This window comes from Paenibacillus sp. FSL W7-1332 (assembly GCF_037969785.1).
GTDB lineage: Bacteria > Bacillota > Bacilli > Paenibacillales > Paenibacillaceae > Paenibacillus_AQ.
Window position 1 is genome coordinate 3,954,879 of the sequence record NZ_CP150209.1, and the last position, 18,383, is coordinate 3,973,261.

Sequence of the window (18,383 nt, forward strand, 5' to 3'; positions counted from 1 at the left end):
CCTAGTTATGTATTCGTAGAGATAATACACAAACATCATATTTGAAAAGAAGACAACGATGATACACCAACTATAGATATATTCATTTATTACCCTCTTACCTCTAATGGAAAAGGGAGCAGCTGCCGCGGCATCATCTGCTCCCAAGTCATTCAACTCGATCCTTGTTTATTTTTGGTAATGCAAGCCGGGCATGTCCCTATGTGGCATGTTAACCCGGCAACTCAAGATCTGCTGTTTCTTCCATATACGAAATATAAAGTAACGGATGACATGATCATCAATATCACCGAATAAACCAATGTCAACGCTTTGGTATCTGCTAGCGCCTGAGCATCCGTGCTGTTCTTAATGACGATTCCTAACGGCTGATACAAAGGATGATAGAGGAACACGGTTACGTCATAATCGGCCAAAATTCCGTTGAAATTCAAGGCAAGAACAGCTAGCGTCGATGGCAGAATGATCGGCAGCAATACTTTTCTGAACGTATAAAACGGTTTGGCACCCAAATTCCTTGCAGCGTCTTCCAAATTGCTGTCCAAGCTGAAGAAGGAGGCCTTGACCATTCGCAGGGTAAAAGGAATATGGATGATGACATACGCAATCAGAAGCATCCAGACCGTGCCAACCAACACCGTATTCCCGATCATCAGCTTCGGCGTGTTAAAGGTTACGATCAGTCCGATCGCAATCAGCGTTGACGGCAGAATCCACGGAATCAGCAATGCGTATTCCAGGGCAAGCGCCCACTTGTTCTTATATTTATGCAATATCCTTGACGCAACCAGCGCCAATGCGACAACAATGACCGAGGCAGCTGTGGCATATAGAATACTTACGAGATAAGGCTTGAATGCCGACATGGATGAAAATACTCGAATGTAATTATCCAACGTGAAGCTGTTCAAATTCAACGTGGCGGTAGAGATACTGGCCGCATCGGTGAACGAAAAGATGATGATCAGCACAACCGGAACGATGTAGAGAACAAACAGGCCGTAAGCCAAAATATGAGCGGCTAAATTCCCGGATTTGCTGCGGATTTTTTGTTTGACCAGCTCCGATTTGACTTTGGAGACCGACATGAAGTTACCTTTACGTTCGAACCGGATCATCACGGTCAACAACACCAGTGTGGCCACTCCGAGAATAAGGGCCAGCAGCGCAGCCAAATCTCTTGACGTCATGCTTCTCGAGAACGTCAGAATCATCGGCGTAATCGTCTGGAATTCCTTGCCTCCGAGGATAAGCGGCGCGGACGTGGCAGCCAGGCCGGTGAGAAAAGTCAGAATCGTCAGCGCATAGATCGTAGGTTTCAGGACCGGGAGCACGACCCGCCGGAGGATATACCAAGTAGACGCCCCCATATTTCTCGCGGCCTCCACCGTTTGAAAGTCGATTTTGCGAATCGCATTGCTCAGGAACAGGAAGTGGTTGGACGTGCAGGCGAACGTCATGACGAATAGAACCGCCCAGTAGCCGTGAAACCATGTCGTATTAAAAGAAGGGAATAATTGAACCAGGAGCTTGGTCATAAACCCCTCTTCGCCATAGACGAATTTATAGCCGGACACCAGCACGACTCCGCTGTAAATCAGGGTCGTAAAATAACCCAATCGCAAAATCTTCGCGCCTTTGATATCGAAATACTCCGAAATCAAAACCAGCGTAATCCCCACCACATTTACCGTAATAACAAGGGAAAAAGCGAGAATAAAGCTGTTATATAAACTTCGCATCGCGCGTTCGGACGACAGCAGCTTCTCTGCCGCTTCCAGCGTAAATTTGCCGTCCTTCATGAAAATTTCGCCGTAAATATTCAAGTTCGGATAAATCAGAAAGGCAATGACAAACCAGACAATCAACCCGTATAAAAGGATCGAGACAGGGTTTATGGAAGCCAGCCGGGTGCTCAGGTTCCGGGCATTCATGCTTCGCCCTCCCTCATCGGATATTGCAAAATATCGCGGGTCGGGAGGTAGATGTCTACATCGTCGCCGACCTCATGATGGACGAGCCTGCTTTCTATTTCGATGGTCTTTAACCGTCCGCCGCCGGCAATCTCCAATACGTACTTGCTGTATAAACCGTAAAATTCCCGGTCCGCGATCTTGCCTTTCAATTGGACCGTATCGATACCCTGCAGGGGCTGCAGACTTACCTTCTCGTTGCGGATATAGGCGATATTCCCCGGCTGAACAACATCATTCAACCGGCTGTTCTCTACCATCCGCGGATCGATCCGGTTAATATCTCCGATGAAATTGCACACAAACTCCGTTTGGGATTGATTGTAAACTTCCATGGGCGTGCCCACTTGCTCCAGGACTCCATGATTGAATACTCCGATCCGGTCGGACAGCGTTAACGCTTCTTCCTGGTCGTGCGTGACATATATCGTTGTGATCCCGAATTTTTTCTGCAATTGTTTCAGCTCATTGCGCAGCTGTACCCGCAGCTTGGCGTCCAAGTTGGATAAAGGTTCGTCCAGTACCAAGATGCTCGGCTTCAAAACCAGCGCCCTGGCAATCGCAACGCGCTGCTGCTGGCCGCCGGATAGTTCCGATACCTTCTTGAACAGCTGATCATCTTTCAAATCAACCTTCCGGGCAATGTCCCGAACCTTCTGATCCAATTCCGCCTTGGGTAATTTCTTGACTCGCAAGCCAAAAGCGATATTCTCGTACACATTCATCGTTGGAAAGAGCGCATAGCTTTGAAATACCATCCCGATCTCTCTTTTTTCGATCGGCAAACGGGTAATGTCGGCGTCTTTCAGCAGGATCTGTCCGCTCGTAGGCATAATAAACCCGACCAGACTGCGAAGGGTCGTCGTCTTCCCGCAACCCGAAGGACCAAGGAACGTGAAGAATTCCCCCTCCCGAATATGCAAATTAAGGTTTTTGACCGCATGATATTCACCGAATTTAATATCAACGTTCTGGAATGTAATCATATTATTCTCTTCCTTTTTGTTGTACTTGAATGAACGGCTGCATATTGGCATCCCCAACATGCAGCCGGCTTGACTCCATTCCGTTACTTAATGCATAATCTCCAACTCGATTTTCTCCGCCCACAGATCCATGTTTTCAGCAATAAAAGCCCATTCGAAATCTTGTGGTTTTAACGAAGTAAACAGTTCCTTGACGGACTCATTGGCTTGCTCAACCGCTTTCGTATTTGCCGGCATGGCATTGAACTCAGCCGCAAATCCTCCTTGAACTTCGCTGGATCCGAGCCATTCCACGAACCGCTCCGCCGTTGCCTGCTTCTTCGTTCCGTTGACGATTGCCGCATGTTCCACGACCATAGGTACGCCGATTTCCGGACTGACAATGCCTGCTTTCACGTTATATTGCTCTTCCTTCTGCTGCAGGGTTCCGGAGACGAGCGCTCCTAGCGGCGTTTTACCGCTGGCCAAATTGGCATAGAAATCTTCGCCCTCGACTGCGCTGACGCCGTTGTCATACAATTGCTGAATTTCATTCCAGCCTTCCTCGGATATGCCGAGATCACCATTCGGATCTTGGAAGCGGGTCAGAATCCCCGCTACAATAAGGCGAGGCGTATTTTGTCCAAGCAGCGTAGGAGCTTCGTACTTCCCTTTGTACGCATCGTTCTTATAAAGATCCGTCCAGTCTTTTGGCGCGGTATCGGCCGTGAATTCGTTCGGGTTATAACCAAGGAGAATCGCTTGCTTCACAAGACCATGATAGTAGCCTTCCGGATCGTTTAAACCCTGCTCAACGTCACCGGCCCAGCTTGGAACAAACTTAGCCAGAGCGTCTTCCTTTTTCAAATTCTCATAAAGCATATTATTCAAGCCGTATACGACGTCCGCGATCGGGTTGTTCTTCTCGGCAATCAAGCGGTTCGTCAAGTCGGCGCCGCCCGCTCCGACAATTTCGATGTCAAATCCAGCACCTTTCGCTTTCTCGATCAGCCATTCGCCGCGGCCGTCAGAGTTCGCGTTCGTGTACACGATCAGCTTTTCATTCTGGTCTGATTCCGTAGACGACGATTCCGTTGAAGCCGGTGTTCCGGCCGGCGCTCCGGACTCCGAAGTGCCACCGTTTGCATTGCCGGCATTGCTGCCGCCTCCGCAAGCCGAAACAATCACACACATAATGAGAAGTAGTGCCATTGAAAGTTTTCTCATGATTCCCTTAACTCTCCTTTGATCGTGTCATTTTGTTTGGTTTAAATGTTGATGATCAACCCGTCATATGCCGGTAGAATTCCGGCGGGGCTGAAGATACGGACAAAATCCTCATGTAGCAGCTTGGAATTATGGCTGAAATGTGTGACGACGATTTGGCCTTCAGGCTTCAGGATATTTTCTTTTTGGAACTCGCGCTGGACTTCCAGCACCGTTTCCACGCACATATGATTGCGGTCGCGGGCATTCCCTGTATATCCATGCGTGCAGTCGAGGATGGCGCAATCCAGGTTTTTGCCCTTTAACCATGCCCAAGTCGCATCCGGGAACCAGCCCGAATCATGCCCGTACAGCAGTTTTTTTCCTTCCTTTTCGATCACGTATAATAGACAGGTTTCCATCCGGTCATGATCGGCCAGCAATGGCGTTACCCTTGCATCGCCCATAGCAAAGGTCTCATACGGGCGCAACAAATGGAATTGATACCTTTGACCTTCAAAGCGGCCGATGGCGGCACGCGTGTGATGCATCACGGTACCATTCCCATAGATGTGCATCGGATGCTGGAGGCCGTGCGCAATCCCTTCCCTGCGGCATTCCAGATCCGCAGCATTGAAATGGTCCGAATGCGAATGCGTGACGAGCAGGTGCTCGATTGCCCCCAGATCGATATTGTCCCGCAGCGCCTGCATATAGGAATCCGGGGAATAGTCAAATTTGATTACATCGTCCATGATAGCCGAAGTTCGTGTACGGATATTTTTTCCACCAAGCTCCCGTGCCTTGGTACAATGCTCGCAGCGGCAAAATGCATTGGGAAAGCCCTCTGCGGCTGCGGTTCCTAGAAAGTGAATTTTCAAAGTCATTTCTCCTTGCCATGCAAACTGTAGTGATCCATTTTAGGTCCTGGACAGAACGGATTGTCGTTCTACAATCGATGTTTGAATTTTAATGGTGATTGGATTCTCGTTGGAGTTGCCAACGCGTTTCATCAGCAAATCAACGGCCGATCGGGCAAGCTTCTCGGTATCTTGTCGAACCGTCGTAAGCGGGGTTGGAATATATGCCGCTAACTGGATATCGGAGAAGCCGACGATGGACAGCTTTTCAGGAACCGGAATATCCATCTGCAGTGCGGTATGAATGGTCGAGATGGCGACATGGTCATCCCCGCACATGATGGCCGTCATCCGGGGGTTGTCCTGAATAAACCGCTCCTGCTCCGGATCGAGCTCATTAATGCGTCTGGTATCGCAAGCGACGCTTCGAAAATGAATGTTCTGGTACTTGACCGGAATTTTATGGTCGAGCAGCGCTTGGATATAGCCTTGGTACCGCTCCTTCCTGCTTGTGATATGATCGATCGCGTTCGAAGTGTATCCGACTTCCCGGTGCCCCTTCTCGATCAAATACTTGGTCATTTGATAAGAGCCCATATAGTGGTCGTGATACACGCAATCGATCTCCACTTCATGAAAAATACGGTCGATGATCACCAGCGGCAGTTTGCGAAGCTTTAATCGCAATACTTGATCGCTGCAGGTCTTCCGCCCCTGGGGAAACAGAATGATACCGGTAATTCCTCCTTCGGCCAACCTCTCCAGACAGAGATCCTCATCGTCGCAATCCTTCGTCATTTTCAGAATGAGGTCGCACCCGTGCTTTCGCACTTCAGCCTCGGCGGCGGCGATAATCCTGGAAGTGTAATCGGACAAATGGGGCAAGATGAGCGCGATCTGTCCGAACGGCCTCTCCACGTCCGGCGCCGCCACGGTGCCCTGGGTAGAAATCCCTGAATCGACCATCAATCCTTCTTGAGGCTGGGCAAGGAAGGTCCCTCTTCGGGGCAGGCGGTACACCAATCCCTGTTCGGCCAGCTTTTGAAGCGCCAGCTTGCTTGTCATTCGGCTCACGCCGAACAGCTTGGCAAGCTCTCCTTCGGATGGAACCGGATCATGGGGCCGCAGCCTGCGGCTCTTAATGATCTCGATCACCTGATCAGCCACCCGGTGATATAATTGATTCTGTTTAATCAAACGTACATCTTTCATCAAATTATCCCTCAAATCATTGAGTCGACTCGTATCCGCAAGGGATCTAATTTGACGTTAAGTTATGTCACTGACATATTCAATGATATATATGTAAAATTCTCGTAAATTCTATGTTAAATCGCAATTCTGCGTTCCTATATCAAGAAATACATATCAGTGATATATTATTCGCTTCACATAAAGCTTTACATCCGTGATCGCTCCATAATCGTTAGCAAATGCATGGGATAATGCCGCACCCCAAGCAAAAATGTCAAATGACACACAAAATAGCCGCCAGTCTAAACCTGGCGGCTATTTTTAACCTGATCCCCGTTCACGCACTGCCCATTAAAGTCTCAAAGTTCTCTGACTGCATAATCCCTTGGTCTAGCTGTATTTCTGCCTAAAGCGGTCCGCGATCCAGTGATTGATCTCAAACAAATCGGCCACAGGTTCTCCTGTAAATGGAATGCGAGGCATGTAGCTGACCGGACCGAACTCAGGGGTTACCGTGAAGTACGGCTTGCCTGCTTGGCTGCAATGCGCCCAAATCTGTTCCCACCAGCCTTCGAATCTTGCCAGTTCCTCCCCATATTCAGGTGCTGCCGGATGAGGAACCTGAGGACCGTTAACATATCCCACTCTTCCATGAGTATGCAGGGTACGCCTAATCATAAAGGCCATATCCTCTTCTTGATCATGCAGCAATGATTCGCAGACACAGGTAAAGTGGCTGAAATCCGCCGTGATTTTCAATTCCGGGAATTTTTTCAGCAGCTTCACGGTTGCACGAGGAGTGAACATGGCGCGTCCTCTATGGGTTTCATGCGCCACGTCAACGCCCAGCTTCTTTTCCATGCTCAAAGCGAACTCAAAAAGTGAATCTTGTTCTTCCTCAGAAAAGTAATCTTTACCGGTATGGGAGTTTACGAAGATCGGCGAAAACTCCAATGCACTTTCCAATTGCTCGTGATAAACCTCCTTATGATTTCCATAAGTGAATATCTGAGGGATATATAACAGCTTGAACTCTTGCAGCAGCTCCATAAATTCATTCTTGTCAGCATCATTCGGAAGCCCTGTTTCAATACCTTGATAGCCGTTCATATAAGCTCGCTCGAATTTCTCTCTTAATGTCCCCTCCATGCCCCAAAAAGCATGAAATAATTGCAGCTCCATCATAATCCTCCCTAGATTTAATCGTCCTTCGTCATCCCCATCGGCATCATCATGCCATTGTCCATTCCCATCATGGTCACGCTATTCGATTCTACTTCCTCATCAGACAGAAACACCTCGGTACCGAATACAGGCTCGGCATATGGCAGATGCGTGCTTCCGCGCGCCAGAATTTGACGGTAATTACCCGAGTTTCCTTCGAATCCGTCATGATCCCAAGGAACCCATGACCGGGCGTTGCAGTAATGACACACATAAGATCGGCGGTAACGGTCCGAAGTTCGATTAGGAAAAGAACGGTGGAACAGATGTGAATGGAAAAACAGCACGTCTCCCGGGCTCAAAATAACAGGAATTGGCGACGGATAGCCGGCGACTACCTTTGAAAGCGTATTCACATTATCGTCTGTATGGCTGACGTTCTGGACGCTGTTTAAATCCTCAAACGCATCCACTGCATGAACGTTCCCTCCACCGATTCCATCAGGCGGATACACAGGTTCGTGGTTCGAACCCGGAACGACCCATAAGCAGCCATTCTCTTCATCCACTTCCTCCAGTGCAATCCACGCTCCAATCAGTGTGTCGGGGTGCGTCTTGATATAACAGGAATCCTGGTGCCAGCCCTGTCCTCCCTTCCCGGGCGGGTTCAGGAAGAGCATGGACTGAAGAGCATAGACGTCGGGGCCGATCAGTGCTTCAGTCACATCGAGAATACGTGGATGGAGCATACCTCGCTCAGCCGCCACATTCACCCGGGAAAGCATATGAATCCGTGTCGCCTTCGCGAATTCTTCCTTGAGCGGATCCGTGCTGTCAGCATCCGCCGTCTTGTCCGGCTGAAGACGGTTGAGCCTAGAATCCTCCGCCAGCTCAAACAGTTCGGCGATATCATCCTTTGACAACAAGCCTCTAACAATAAGATAGCCTTCCTTGTGATAGTTCGTATACTCCTTCACACTAACCAAATAACGATTGTCCCTTGCGCGTGATTTCGGGACATAAAATGTACCCATTATTTGAATCCCTCCGTCATTAAGAATGTCTGCACATTCATTGTACCCGCGCTGGAATCGTGCTCTCAATGGCCTGAAACCGGAAAACGATGTGTTTATTTGATCTAGGGTTTGACTAAGATATATCGATTAACCGGGTATGGCGTGCGCGAATCCAAAAGGTCGGCCGTATGACGAAATAATGGATCATTGCAGCGTTTAAGATAATCAGAGGCCGTAATCCCCCGAATCCGTTTATACATTTTGGAGAAATGGTGTTCATCCCCAAAGCCAACCGAAAAGGCAATTTGTTTGACCGAACCTGCTCCCCTCATCATCAAAAACTCTGCGCGGCGCAGCCGTCTTTCCAGCAGCATTCGTTTCGGAGTCATACCCAGGGACACAACGAACACGCGGGTGAAATGCTCATGCGACCATCCGGATCGTGCCGCGATTTCTTCGATGGTTATGGGCTCCGCCAGATGCTCCTCCATGAATTCCAGTGCCCGTTGAATCGGGACTGGCAAGGAGAGTACGCTCCCTTCATCTGTATATCCAGAATGAGACGACAATTCTTCAAGCGAAGCGGCAACAAGCACAGCCAGCCGTCTCCGCCAATAAGAAGATTGGTGATTCGCAATCCAAAGCATCTTCTGCATCATACCAGCAACAAGCGTATGCTGGTTGGAGAGAAACCGATTGCCCTGGCTAAAAAGAGGTTCGAACCTTTCATTCTCTTCCTGAAGGGCTGCGTAGTCAAAGTGGACGAACATATGCCGCACATTTTTCTCCGAGCAGAAACGATATGAATGCTGTTCTCCTGGACGAGTGAAGATGAAACAAGGCTCATCTAATAGAAAGGCTTGACCGCCTATCTCATAGACTGTTCCAGAACCGTCGGGGAAGTAAACCAGTTCGTAATCGTTAATGGTTCTCGCACCGAGTATGAAACCGGCCTGGATAATAATGTCGCCGACGTTATGAACTACCGGCCATTCTTGCTCAGTCATTCCTCTCTACCGCCTTCCTCCCTGCTTTTGTCTGTTGTTGTTACGATTGTACCAAAGGTCTATGGTTAACCATATATCTTCTTATCATTTTCGACTAAGTGTATATGGGTTTTAACAAGAACATGTATCGTTAAAGCACAAAAAGCCGCAGCTTCGCGGCTTTTAAGCGAGTTTATTTTTGTGAAATGGTGGAAACATCGACGGTTCGGCCACCAGGGCGGCTGAGCGTTAGATGTCGTGGGTTGATGGCAGACGTACTAGTCAGTCTTCGATTGCCTGATAGACCATAGTCCAGAAGTCGTGGATAAGATGCGCCGAATCCGGGGTGGACATTCCGACTTGAGTGAGCAGGATTCCGGTAAGCTGTTTGTCCGGGTCGGCGTACGCCGAGGTGCCGCTTCCGCCGTCCCAGCCAAATTGGCCGATGGAAGCATAGTCGCCGCGGTAGGTGCGTACCGCCATTCCGAAACCCCAACCACCGTGCTGCCCTTGGCCATGCGACAAATGGACATTGTTTTTGGCCAAGTCGTCTCGGAATGCTTGCTGCTCGGGCGTAAGGCGGTTCGTGGTCATCAGCTGGACAGCAGGCCGGGACAGGATTCGTTCGGTCCCGTGCATCCCTTGGTTTAGCAGCATCTGTAAATACGCATGATAGTCGTCTACGGTTGACAGCAACCCACCGCCGCCTGCTTGGAACGCTGGCGGCTTACTGTAGCGTCCGCCTGCCGCCTCATCCCATACCATGAACTCGCCGGTCTGCGGATCGGGAACGTAGGCCGGAGGCAGCCGGTCAATTTTGCTTTCGGGCACGTAGAAGCCGGTATCTTTCATCCCCAGCGGTTCAAAGATGCGTTCACGCAGGAACGTCTCGAATGTCTGACCGGTAACCCTCGCAACGAGTACGCCGAGCACTTCGTTGCTCATGTGGTACTGCCATCGTTCTCCGGGCTGGTAGCATAGCGGGAGCGTACCCAAGCGGCGCATCCACTCATCCGGCTCCGGCATCTCCTGCCCTGGCGTGTCAAATAAACCATTCTCGAAGATCGCGTTTTGGATCGGAGAGCCCATTAACGTCATATCCACTCCGAGCCCGAACGTAGAGGTCAACAAGTCCCGGACGGTGATAGGCCGCCGTGCCGGCACCGTGTCGTCCAGCGGGCCGTCGGGTCGCTTCAGCACCTGCCGGTTGGCAAGTTCGGGCAGCCATGTGTCTACTGGGTCGTCGAGATGCAGCTTACACTCGTCGAGCAGGACCATCACCGGCGCGGCCCCAACCATCTTGGTAGTGGATGCCATCCGGAAGATCGTGTCCCGACTCATAGGAGCGCCACCGTCATGGCGCATCGTGCCAATCGCTTCGACGTGCGTCTCACCGTTCCGGCTGACTAGGGCGACGAGCCCTGGAATCTTTCCGGAATCGACATGCCTTGCCAGCACGTCGTGCATTTTGCGCAACCCTTTTTCAGTGAATCCTTTGTTGCTATGTCCCATTGCAATCTTATTCATTTGATATCCCTCACTTTAATTTTTTTGTAAATCCCATTGTTTTAAACTACACTTTCGCCCGGCTTTGCGTTTTCCATTTGTCTTAAATAACCGTAACCTTGGACAAATCGGCCTCCAGGCCTTTAAGCGCCGCATAGGTCAGCTTATCCATCGTTGCGCCGTCAAAGCAGATGGTTTTGATGGCACGGTAATACTTCTTGGACAACAAAGGTCCTTGGAAAGACGAATTCTTGATTACCGCGCCCTTGAACGAAACGCCGTTCAACCCTGCTTTGTCAAACTTGACGCCGATGAAGGTTTGGCTGTCAAACACCAGCCCAGTCAGATCGCTATTTGTGAAATCTACCCCGTCGAACATACAATTTTCAAAGACGGTGTTTCTAAGATCGGTCATCGTCAGATTGACGTCGGTCAGTTTGGCGCCCAAGAATTTTGCGCCGGCCAACCTCGACTTACTGAAGTTGGTGCGCACAAGGACCGTTTTATTGAAGCTTGCATGGGCCAGGTCAAGGGTGGACAGGTTGCAGTCCGTCAGATTCGTGCCGTCAAAATGGGCACCGTGTACGTCGCTGCTCTTAAACGAACTTCCGGTCAAATCAGCGCCCGAAAAGTCGGAACCGGAGAGCGAGCTGCTTTTAAACTGTCCATTATGGGCCGTAACGCCTGCAAAGTCGCTTTTCGTCAGATTGCTTGCGTTAAAGTTTGTCACTACTTGCCGTTCCTGCGAGTTAGAGGTTTTGGTTTGATTCATAAATATTCACGTCTCCCTTATAATTAGTTTTCTAACACCATTACTTTGAATCCGGATCACCTATTCATACCAACCGTTGGTATGAATAGGTGTAAAAATAAGCTGCCTCTCGGCAGTTTAGTTTTCTTTGCTGACATCTCTCGCTGACACTCGAAACAATTCCTCGTATCGTTGATACATTTGCTCATCGAACAGATCAAGCCCCAGGCCTTTCAATATTTCATCGAAAAATCTTACCTTATGAAGCATCATCTCGGGCGAAGCCTCAATGACCTCCGGGTTTAGCCAAATATTGGTGAGAATCACCAGGACTTCGCTAAGCTCCCTTGGGTAGTCGGTTCGAATCGAGCCATCTCGCATTCCCTGTTCGATGATGGGCTGGATATAGACGGGTACGGCTTTTTCGAGGATGTTCTCGATCTGGGCCGCCAGCAGCTTCGGATTGCGCAAGAGGTTCGGCGCCACCGATGCCAGTTCGTTGTGAGCAGCATTGTCGAGAGAGAGTTGGGAAATCTTCCGTAGCTTCTCCAGGCCGTTCAGCCCATTGTCATCCCGGATGCCGGAGAGCATCTCGTCAACGCCTTTGAACGCGTGATCGATGACGGCCTGCCAAATCTCTTCCTTTGACTTGAAGTGGTGATAAATCGCGCCTTTTGTCAGCCCGCCCAGTTCATTGATGATATCCTGAATGGAGGTCTGCTCGTATCCTTTTTGCATGAACAGATTAAGCGCCACGGTTAGAATTTGGTTGATGGTTTCTTCCGGATATTTATTTCTTGCCATTCGCCCGCAGCTCCTTTCATACATTCGGTTGGTATGTAACAAATATATCCAATCATCCGTATGATGTCAACCCCCTTTTTGAAGTTTATTGATTTTCGTTTTTCATTGCCAGAGTTATTGGCTTCTGTATTCAATAGAAGGCGCGGATACGCGGCTATACCACCATCCCCAGGCAAAAAAAAAACCACACCAAAGTAGGGGCGAGGTTTCTGATTGATATCCACTTCCTTTATTTCAAGGTGAATCATCTGGTCTAGCAGTCCTGTACCATCCGGCAAACTGCTCCGATATGTTAAACTAACGTTTCCCGTTAATCCAATCATTTTCTTCACCTTGTTTAACTGAGATACATAAGCATCGTTCAATCTCTGCTAGTCCATCATCATATCAACAACTTTTTTTGCAAACGCAGCATAGGATTCGATCAGATCCGGATTTCGATCAATGGCCCATCGAAGGTTATCGAACGCGCTTAATAGCTGCAAATGTCTCATATCAGCTAGGTTTTCTGCACTTATGCCGTACCCGTCTTGAAATGCTTTGAATTCTTCCGTATTCGGATTTCCGTCTAGCATTTGGCACCGCATCAGCCAAATCATATCCCCATGCGGTACCGTTCTTACTTCTGCATTGCCCCAATCCAATAATATGACTTGTCCCGACTGATTGATAATCGTATTCTTCAATGAAAAGTCTCCATGGTTTAAACCGAAACGGAACCTTTCTTTCTTCAAATTCTCAAACAGTTTTCGCACTCTCTGCGATTTCGTATGATTGATTACTCCGAGCTCAATCAATCGATCATTCTCCGTCAAACTATTGATATTATACTGTACATATCCTAGCCAACTGCCGTCCGATCCTGCATGAGAAGGGGAATGAAACTCACCATGGACCGGATCTATTAGATTTTCCCCATATCCCTTCACTGGGATCGAATGAATAAGTTTGGCATATTTGCCAAGCTGCCTCCAAACATCGGTCTTGAGAGCCGTACTATCTACCCCGTTGTCTCCCTCAACGAAAGCTTGAATCATATATGCGGTTTCATCAATTACACCAATGGTCAACACCTCAGGTCCGGGAATACCAATCGCGGCAGCTTGTTCAATACACCATTTTTCTTTCACATAGCTTGGAAATGCAGCTGAGTCGTTCATGCGAACTACGACTTTACGACTCTTGGTTTCAACTACGAAAACCTGATTTACGATGCCTTTTCCTATGATCTGGTAAGATGTTTTTATTTCTTCATGAAGAAAATCGCTTGCAATTCGTTCTGCTTGCGTAGCTACAGACTCTCCCACAGTTTATCACCCTCTAAAGTGTCGTATTTCGAATAGATTACCACACTTTTTTTGGAAAGTACGTTTATAACTAAACTATCCTTGTGCGTTAACTTAATGAGATAGCTGGGGGAACCTCCCCGCCCGGATACAATGTCGAGCAGGACAAGCGTTTCGGCTGCGACAGCGGAATACCCGAAGGGATCTCGCTCAGATCCGCAGGCATGCTCGAATATATGGACGCGGTTTCACTGCTGTATATAATGACTTGCTCCGTATGGCTGCCCCATAGGTCAGCATGGACGGCATAGCCCTCGGAAGGAAACTCCACGACCGCGTTCATATGACCGTCATACAATGTTGGGAAGATGCCCCCACCGCGCCGGTATGCCAAAATATAGTCTGGTGCGCCAACCGCCCACCCGCTCAAAGGCTCGATAATCGTAAGCCAGCCGGGTGTCTTTCGGTCTTCCTTCCACACCTCTTGTCCGCTGCTGTCAAGCAGGAACAAGGCGTCCTTGCCAATTAAGCCCTTACCGTCGTCCTCTCTCACGAGTCGATCCAGCCCGGCAATTTGCATTCCCGGCAAGTCGCTTCGGAAGCGCCCGAGCGCTATATGCTGTGACTCGATTGACCCTTCGTAGCGCCATAATTCCTTGCCGTAACGGTCATACATGACCGTTACGCTCCCTCCGATCACAAGCTCAGGCTCTCCGTCGCCGTTCACATCACCGATCCAAATGCAATCGGCGTGATCATCCAATTCACGGCAGCTCCATAACGGCGTGCCGTCATGGTCCAGCAGCGTATAACCGGCCATCACTTCGTCGTATCCATCACGGTCCAAATCATATGCCCAAGGGAAATGGCCGGGGTTGCCCTCGTGCGTCCAGAGCAAATTGAAGTTCCGGTCCATAGCCCACATGCGATGATAACGATCCTTAAGAATGAAATCTCGCCCATTCGGGTTGCCTGTCAAATTCGCAATGATAATGCAGTCGTGCGCCTCAGGGTCCGGAAGCTCATGGGACGACCTAACGCTTCCGTCGTGCCCGTTGATGACGATGAGCCGGCTATCCATAACGCACAGCACCTCCAACCGGCCGTCTCCGTCGATATCGACAATTTGTGCCGGATAGTCCGACCCTTGGCTGCCTGCTCCCGGATCCGGCTTCCCCGTTTGCCAGAGCAGATTCCCCTCTAGATCAAACGCAGTGAGGCACTGCACCTGATGGGGAATATAACGCACGTCTTGGCGGTTGTCGGGCTGCACGAGCAGCATCTCCATCCGGCCGTCTCCGTTTAAGTCGCCGAGCAGCATTTTACAGCGTGGACCTGCCGCCCGTATATCCAGCTTGCCGATGAGTATAGGTTCTTTGGTCATCCCTTGGTTCATCCTACTTTCCTCCATTCCTCTCTTCGTATTAAAACTTGATTAACTCGCCGCCTTTCACTTCGACGATCTCTCCGTCCACGTTCAACCAGACGTTTAACGCTGAAGGGTTGTAAACAAAATCCAAGTCAGCTGCAAACTTCAGCCTTTCGAATGCCTTGGCGTAATCGACAAGCTCAATGTTGGTACAATACCAAATGTCCGGATTGCCCCCAATATAGGCACCAAACTCTTCCATAAGTTCCCAATTATCGTCGTTATCGAACTCGTAGCTGTGGCCCCATACGTACATCAGATACAGATATTGCTTTTTGTGCAAGCTGACGAAGGTTTCCGCATGCTTCATCAGGTCACGATTATGGTGGCATGTCGGCTTCCATTCCAGAAAATCGTCCGGCATTCCGAAATGTCCAGTGCTGTCAACGACTCTGGCATACTCCATGCCGAGACCTGGCAGCATTTCTTTGATTCTGTGGTTGTAAGAGCCGTTCGGATACGACATCCCACGCACCGTATAACCCACGATACGTTCCAGATTTCGCCGATCTTCCATGATTTCGTGCACGATTTGCTCGTTCGGGCAGCGAGCGATCGTAGGGTGAGTCAGCGTATGTGCCGACACCTCGTGACCTGTATAGAGCGTTTTGACATCATCTGCACCCACCTTGTCATGCGTTCCGACCAGTCCGGAATTGATATGAAAAGTTCCTTTAAGCCCATTTCGGTTAAACGTGTCTACCAGCCGCCGATCGGCGAATCGGCCGTCGTCGTAGCTCATCGTTAACGCTTTGTGCCGCCCTTCCGGAAAGCACATCAAAATTTTCGCCATCCTGTTTCCTCCTTAGCGTATATACTCCACAGCAGACGTACTGCAAATTCCCTTCGTCAATGAGCGGAGCGCAACTGACGGATAACCTGGTTTCACTGAGAAGCAGCCAGTACTAAACTGATCATTTGCCCCAATTAAAAAAGTCAACAAACATGGATGGCCACCCGCGGAAACATCAGTTGCGATCATGTATGCATACACGAGGTAAATATAGATTTGGGGTAGGGACCTTCGCCCAATCGATATCGGAAGCAAAATAAAAGCTTGTGTAGCAGGGCTGGTTATAGACCACATTCTGCCATGCGACACCGGTTCTGTACTGGGCATCATGCATTAACGTATACAATTTTCGGTCGGTTACCTCGGTGCTCAGGTAGATCCGAATCGCCGAGCTATCCTTTGTTCGTACTAGCAGCTCTTCTCTCCAATCTCCGAAAACATCAGCGACAAGGCAAGGATTTCCCTTCGTTCCGTTATTGGAAACTGCACCTTCTGCCGTAAGCAGCCTGCCTTGTTTCCAATCGTCGATTGTAACAGGCTCGTCGAAACTTCCGTTGATCACCTGTGTTGTCATGTTGGCCGACCACTTGATGCTCATGTTCGTGCCCGGAATCTGTTTTGCCATTTGGTCTCCTCTACATGTCATCAAGCCGAATGCTTCATCGCTTTCATAACCCTCGCTGCACCATATTTGAAGCCCCTTTTGGTTCGGATCAACCTGTCCGATCATCCCGCGCCCTACATCATCGACGGCGAAACCGCCGTGCAATACCTCGCCAGTGGCCGCGTCGCGCAGAGTGAATCCGTAAGGTCCCGAGTCACCGCTTTCATGCACCATGAAAATCTCCAATCCCTGCCGGTCTGGATCAATGTTCGCTACATGAAGGGCATCGCCGTGACCCAGCTTGGCGATTTTTCCAGGTGCCTTGCTTTCCGGTGGCATTACACCTCGGGAGCTGTATAACATGGATCCGTCATGATCGATGGTCGCCGACCCGTAAATAATTTCATGGCAGCCGTCTCCGTCTACATCTGCAATGCTTAAGGAATGCGCCCCTTGTTTAGCGAGGCTGCCAAAGTTCTCATTCCGGCCGTCCTCCAGACGGAGCGTATCATGAAAAGGATTATTCATCGAAACCCAACCGCTGTCAACGAACCAGTGCTCCTTAAGGTGCGTTCCGTCCCAGGAATAAGCTGCGACGGCAGCCCGGGTATAATAACCTCGAGCAAAGATCGCAAACGGTTTTTTCCCGTCCAAATAGGCAACTCCTGCCAGGAATCGATCCACGCGGTTTCCGGGCTCGATGCGATTCCAAGCATAATCCCCCCACATCAGACCGTCATCATGCCGCCCCGGCTTATAGGGGATCGTCTCCAATTCTTCGCCTGTTTGTCCTTGGAAAACAGTTAAATATTCTGGCCCTTCAAGAATAAAGCCCTCGAATGATCGCAAGTTGTTGCGCCCGCTCCGGCTGGGAGCATAGACGTCAAGAAAATAATCGGCCAGCCGCTCCGCATCCTCCTTTAGCAAAGGATAACTGTAACGACGATCGATTCCGAAGCATTCTTCCAGTGTAGAGGGCCAACGACCGGTCAATACCTCTTCATGCGAGTGCCAGCTCATAAACATATGGACAATATGCCTATAGTAGTCCGCGCTGCACATTCGATAGTCGTCCTGATGACTATACCCCGCAGCCACATCCTCCGGAGGCATGGTTATATAGGCTTCGGAGGACATTATACCTTCCTGATCGTACCTTATGACCTTCGTACCGGGCGCTGTCTTGAACATCAGCTCAGCTTTCCCGTCTCCGTCAAAATCATAGACCAGAAATTGTGTATAGTGAGCTCCCGCCCGAATGTTCACACCAAGCTCAATCCGGTAGAGGAGAGTTCCGTCCAGCTTATAGCAGTCGATATATACCGGACCGGTGTAGCCGGAATGCGATACATCCTTGGCATTGGACGGATCCCATTTTACAAAGTACTCGTACTCACCGTCGCCATCTACATCCCCGACGCTCATATCATTTGCCGCGTATGTATAGATTTGGCCAGTTGGCGTGACGCCGTCCGCCGGTTTTCGAAGAGGTAATTCATAGTACGGACCGACCCAGGGAGTGACATCGGCACATCGGTCGACTTCCTGTCCGTCCACAACGGCACAAACATAATAAACCGATGTTAATGTCCCGCTGGGGTCCAAATAGTTGGTGGTGTCGTGGACAGCTGCGATAAAGTCGCCACTACGATACAGGTTGAAATTGGTGCCGATCATTCCGTTACCGCTATAACCGGTCACTTCATTCCCGAGCAATCTCCAGCTGAGAAAAATTCCTTCTGTTGTCGCTGCTGCAACCAACCCCCGGTCCAGAAATTCCATCTGTACCCCGGATGTCTTCTGTGCATCAAACTTGTGCTGCTCATGGACGGTTTTCATAAATCGA

Annotated in this window: 16 protein-coding genes; all 16 read right to left on the reverse strand. The window is 49.7% G+C overall.

The genetic code is table 11. The features are described 5' to 3' along the window. Positions 1-224 precede the first annotated feature (224 nt). The 16 genes from MKX98_RS17615 to MKX98_RS17690 all read right to left on the reverse strand — a co-directional run bounded on the left by MKX98_RS17615 (position 225) and on the right by MKX98_RS17690 (position 18,376). The gene (locus MKX98_RS17615) at positions 225-1,934 is read right to left on the reverse strand and encodes an iron ABC transporter permease (protein ID WP_339217479.1); all 1,710 of its coding nucleotides are present in this window, start codon (positions 1,932-1,934) and stop codon (positions 225-227) included. Beyond that, positions 1,931-2,959, reverse strand: coding sequence for an ABC transporter ATP-binding protein (locus MKX98_RS17620; RefSeq protein ID WP_339217481.1), 1,029 nt, complete (start codon positions 2,957-2,959; stop codon positions 1,931-1,933). Before MKX98_RS17620 ends, MKX98_RS17615 begins: the two co-directional genes overlap by 4 nt. 87 nt (positions 2,960-3,046) lie before the next feature. Further along, the gene (locus MKX98_RS17625) at positions 3,047-4,165 is read right to left on the reverse strand and encodes an extracellular solute-binding protein (protein WP_220685091.1); all 1,119 of its coding nucleotides are present in this window, start codon (positions 4,163-4,165) and stop codon (positions 3,047-3,049) included. A gap of 41 nt (positions 4,166-4,206) precedes the next feature. After that, positions 4,207-5,025: an MBL fold metallo-hydrolase gene (locus MKX98_RS17630; RefSeq protein ID WP_339217484.1), complete on the reverse strand. Its 819-nt coding sequence runs from the start codon at positions 5,023-5,025 to the stop codon at positions 4,207-4,209. 39 nt (positions 5,026-5,064) lie between these two features. Beyond that, entirely contained in the window at positions 5,065-6,216 is a 1,152-nt protein-coding gene (locus MKX98_RS17635) for a GntR family transcriptional regulator (RefSeq protein ID WP_194542925.1), read from the reverse strand. 372 nt (positions 6,217-6,588) lie between these two features. Further along, positions 6,589-7,383, reverse strand: coding sequence for a sugar phosphate isomerase/epimerase (locus MKX98_RS17640; RefSeq protein ID WP_339217486.1), 795 nt, complete (start codon positions 7,381-7,383; stop codon positions 6,589-6,591). A gap of 14 nt (positions 7,384-7,397) precedes the next feature. Then, positions 7,398-8,396, reverse strand: coding sequence for a phytanoyl-CoA dioxygenase family protein (locus tag MKX98_RS17645; RefSeq protein WP_339217487.1), 999 nt, complete (start codon positions 8,394-8,396; stop codon positions 7,398-7,400). 104 nt (positions 8,397-8,500) lie between these two features. Continuing rightward, complete coding sequence (locus MKX98_RS17650; protein WP_339217489.1) at positions 8,501-9,385, reverse strand: AraC family transcriptional regulator; 885 nt, start codon at positions 9,383-9,385, stop codon at positions 8,501-8,503. A gap of 261 nt (positions 9,386-9,646) precedes the next feature. Next, positions 9,647-10,876, reverse strand: a complete 1,230-nt coding sequence (locus MKX98_RS17655; protein ID WP_220687402.1) for a serine hydrolase domain-containing protein — start codon at positions 10,874-10,876, stop codon at positions 9,647-9,649. Positions 10,877-10,973: 97 nt separating this feature from the next. Beyond that, on the reverse strand, positions 10,974-11,642 hold the full coding sequence (locus MKX98_RS17660; protein ID WP_194542928.1) for a pentapeptide repeat-containing protein: 669 nt from the start codon (positions 11,640-11,642) through the stop codon (positions 10,974-10,976). Positions 11,643-11,759: 117 nt separating this feature from the next. Beyond that, on the reverse strand, positions 11,760-12,425 hold the full coding sequence (locus MKX98_RS17665) for a TetR/AcrR family transcriptional regulator (protein ID WP_220685084.1): 666 nt from the start codon (positions 12,423-12,425) through the stop codon (positions 11,760-11,762). Continuing rightward, complete coding sequence (locus MKX98_RS17670) at positions 12,380-12,757, reverse strand: hypothetical protein (RefSeq protein ID WP_339217493.1); 378 nt, start codon at positions 12,755-12,757, stop codon at positions 12,380-12,382. Before MKX98_RS17670 ends, MKX98_RS17665 begins: the two co-directional genes overlap by 46 nt. A gap of 39 nt (positions 12,758-12,796) precedes the next feature. After that, the gene (locus MKX98_RS17675) at positions 12,797-13,732 is read right to left on the reverse strand and encodes an aminoglycoside phosphotransferase family protein (protein WP_339217494.1); all 936 of its coding nucleotides are present in this window, start codon (positions 13,730-13,732) and stop codon (positions 12,797-12,799) included. An 88-nt stretch (positions 13,733-13,820) separates the two neighbouring features. Continuing rightward, entirely contained in the window at positions 13,821-15,107 is a 1,287-nt protein-coding gene (locus MKX98_RS17680; RefSeq protein ID WP_339217496.1) for an FG-GAP-like repeat-containing protein, read from the reverse strand. Positions 15,108-15,135: 28 nt separating this feature from the next. Beyond that, positions 15,136-15,933, reverse strand: coding sequence for a polysaccharide deacetylase family protein (locus tag MKX98_RS17685; RefSeq protein WP_339217498.1), 798 nt, complete (start codon positions 15,931-15,933; stop codon positions 15,136-15,138). A gap of 175 nt (positions 15,934-16,108) precedes the next feature. After that, complete coding sequence (locus MKX98_RS17690; RefSeq protein WP_339217499.1) at positions 16,109-18,376, reverse strand: rhamnogalacturonan lyase; 2,268 nt, start codon at positions 18,374-18,376, stop codon at positions 16,109-16,111. Between the last annotated feature and the right edge of the window lie 7 nt (positions 18,377-18,383).

What these genes read in the sequence shown, in the direction of transcription:
- MKX98_RS17615 (WP_339217479.1), bottom strand. Translation starts at nt 1,934, where the DNA reads ATGAATGCCCGGAACCTGAGCACCCGGCTGGCTTCCATAAACCCTGTC.
- MKX98_RS17620 (WP_339217481.1), bottom strand. Translation starts at nt 2,959, where the DNA reads ATGATTACATTCCAGAACGTTGATATTAAATTCGGTGAATATCATGCG.
- MKX98_RS17625 (WP_220685091.1), bottom strand. Translation starts at nt 4,165, where the DNA reads ATGAGAAAACTTTCAATGGCACTACTTCTCATTATGTGTGTGATTGTT.
- MKX98_RS17635 (WP_194542925.1), bottom strand. Translation starts at nt 6,216, where the DNA reads ATGAAAGATGTACGTTTGATTAAACAGAATCAATTATATCACCGGGTG.
- MKX98_RS17640 (WP_339217486.1), bottom strand. Translation starts at nt 7,383, where the DNA reads ATGATGGAGCTGCAATTATTTCATGCTTTTTGGGGCATGGAGGGGACA.
- MKX98_RS17645 (WP_339217487.1), bottom strand. Translation starts at nt 8,396, where the DNA reads ATGGGTACATTTTATGTCCCGAAATCACGCGCAAGGGACAATCGTTAT.
- MKX98_RS17650 (WP_339217489.1), bottom strand. Translation starts at nt 9,385, where the DNA reads ATGACTGAGCAAGAATGGCCGGTAGTTCATAACGTCGGCGACATTATT.
- MKX98_RS17655 (WP_220687402.1), bottom strand. Translation starts at nt 10,876, where the DNA reads ATGGGACATAGCAACAAAGGATTCACTGAAAAAGGGTTGCGCAAAATG.
- MKX98_RS17660 (WP_194542928.1), bottom strand. Translation starts at nt 11,642, where the DNA reads ATGAATCAAACCAAAACCTCTAACTCGCAGGAACGGCAAGTAGTGACA.
- MKX98_RS17665 (WP_220685084.1), bottom strand. Translation starts at nt 12,425, where the DNA reads ATGGCAAGAAATAAATATCCGGAAGAAACCATCAACCAAATTCTAACC.
- MKX98_RS17680 (WP_339217496.1), bottom strand. Translation starts at nt 15,107, where the DNA reads ATGAACCAAGGGATGACCAAAGAACCTATACTCATCGGCAAGCTGGAT.
- MKX98_RS17685 (WP_339217498.1), bottom strand. Translation starts at nt 15,933, where the DNA reads ATGGCGAAAATTTTGATGTGCTTTCCGGAAGGGCGGCACAAAGCGTTA.
- MKX98_RS17690 (WP_339217499.1), bottom strand. Translation starts at nt 18,376, where the DNA reads ATGAAAACCGTCCATGAGCAGCACAAGTTTGATGCACAGAAGACATCC.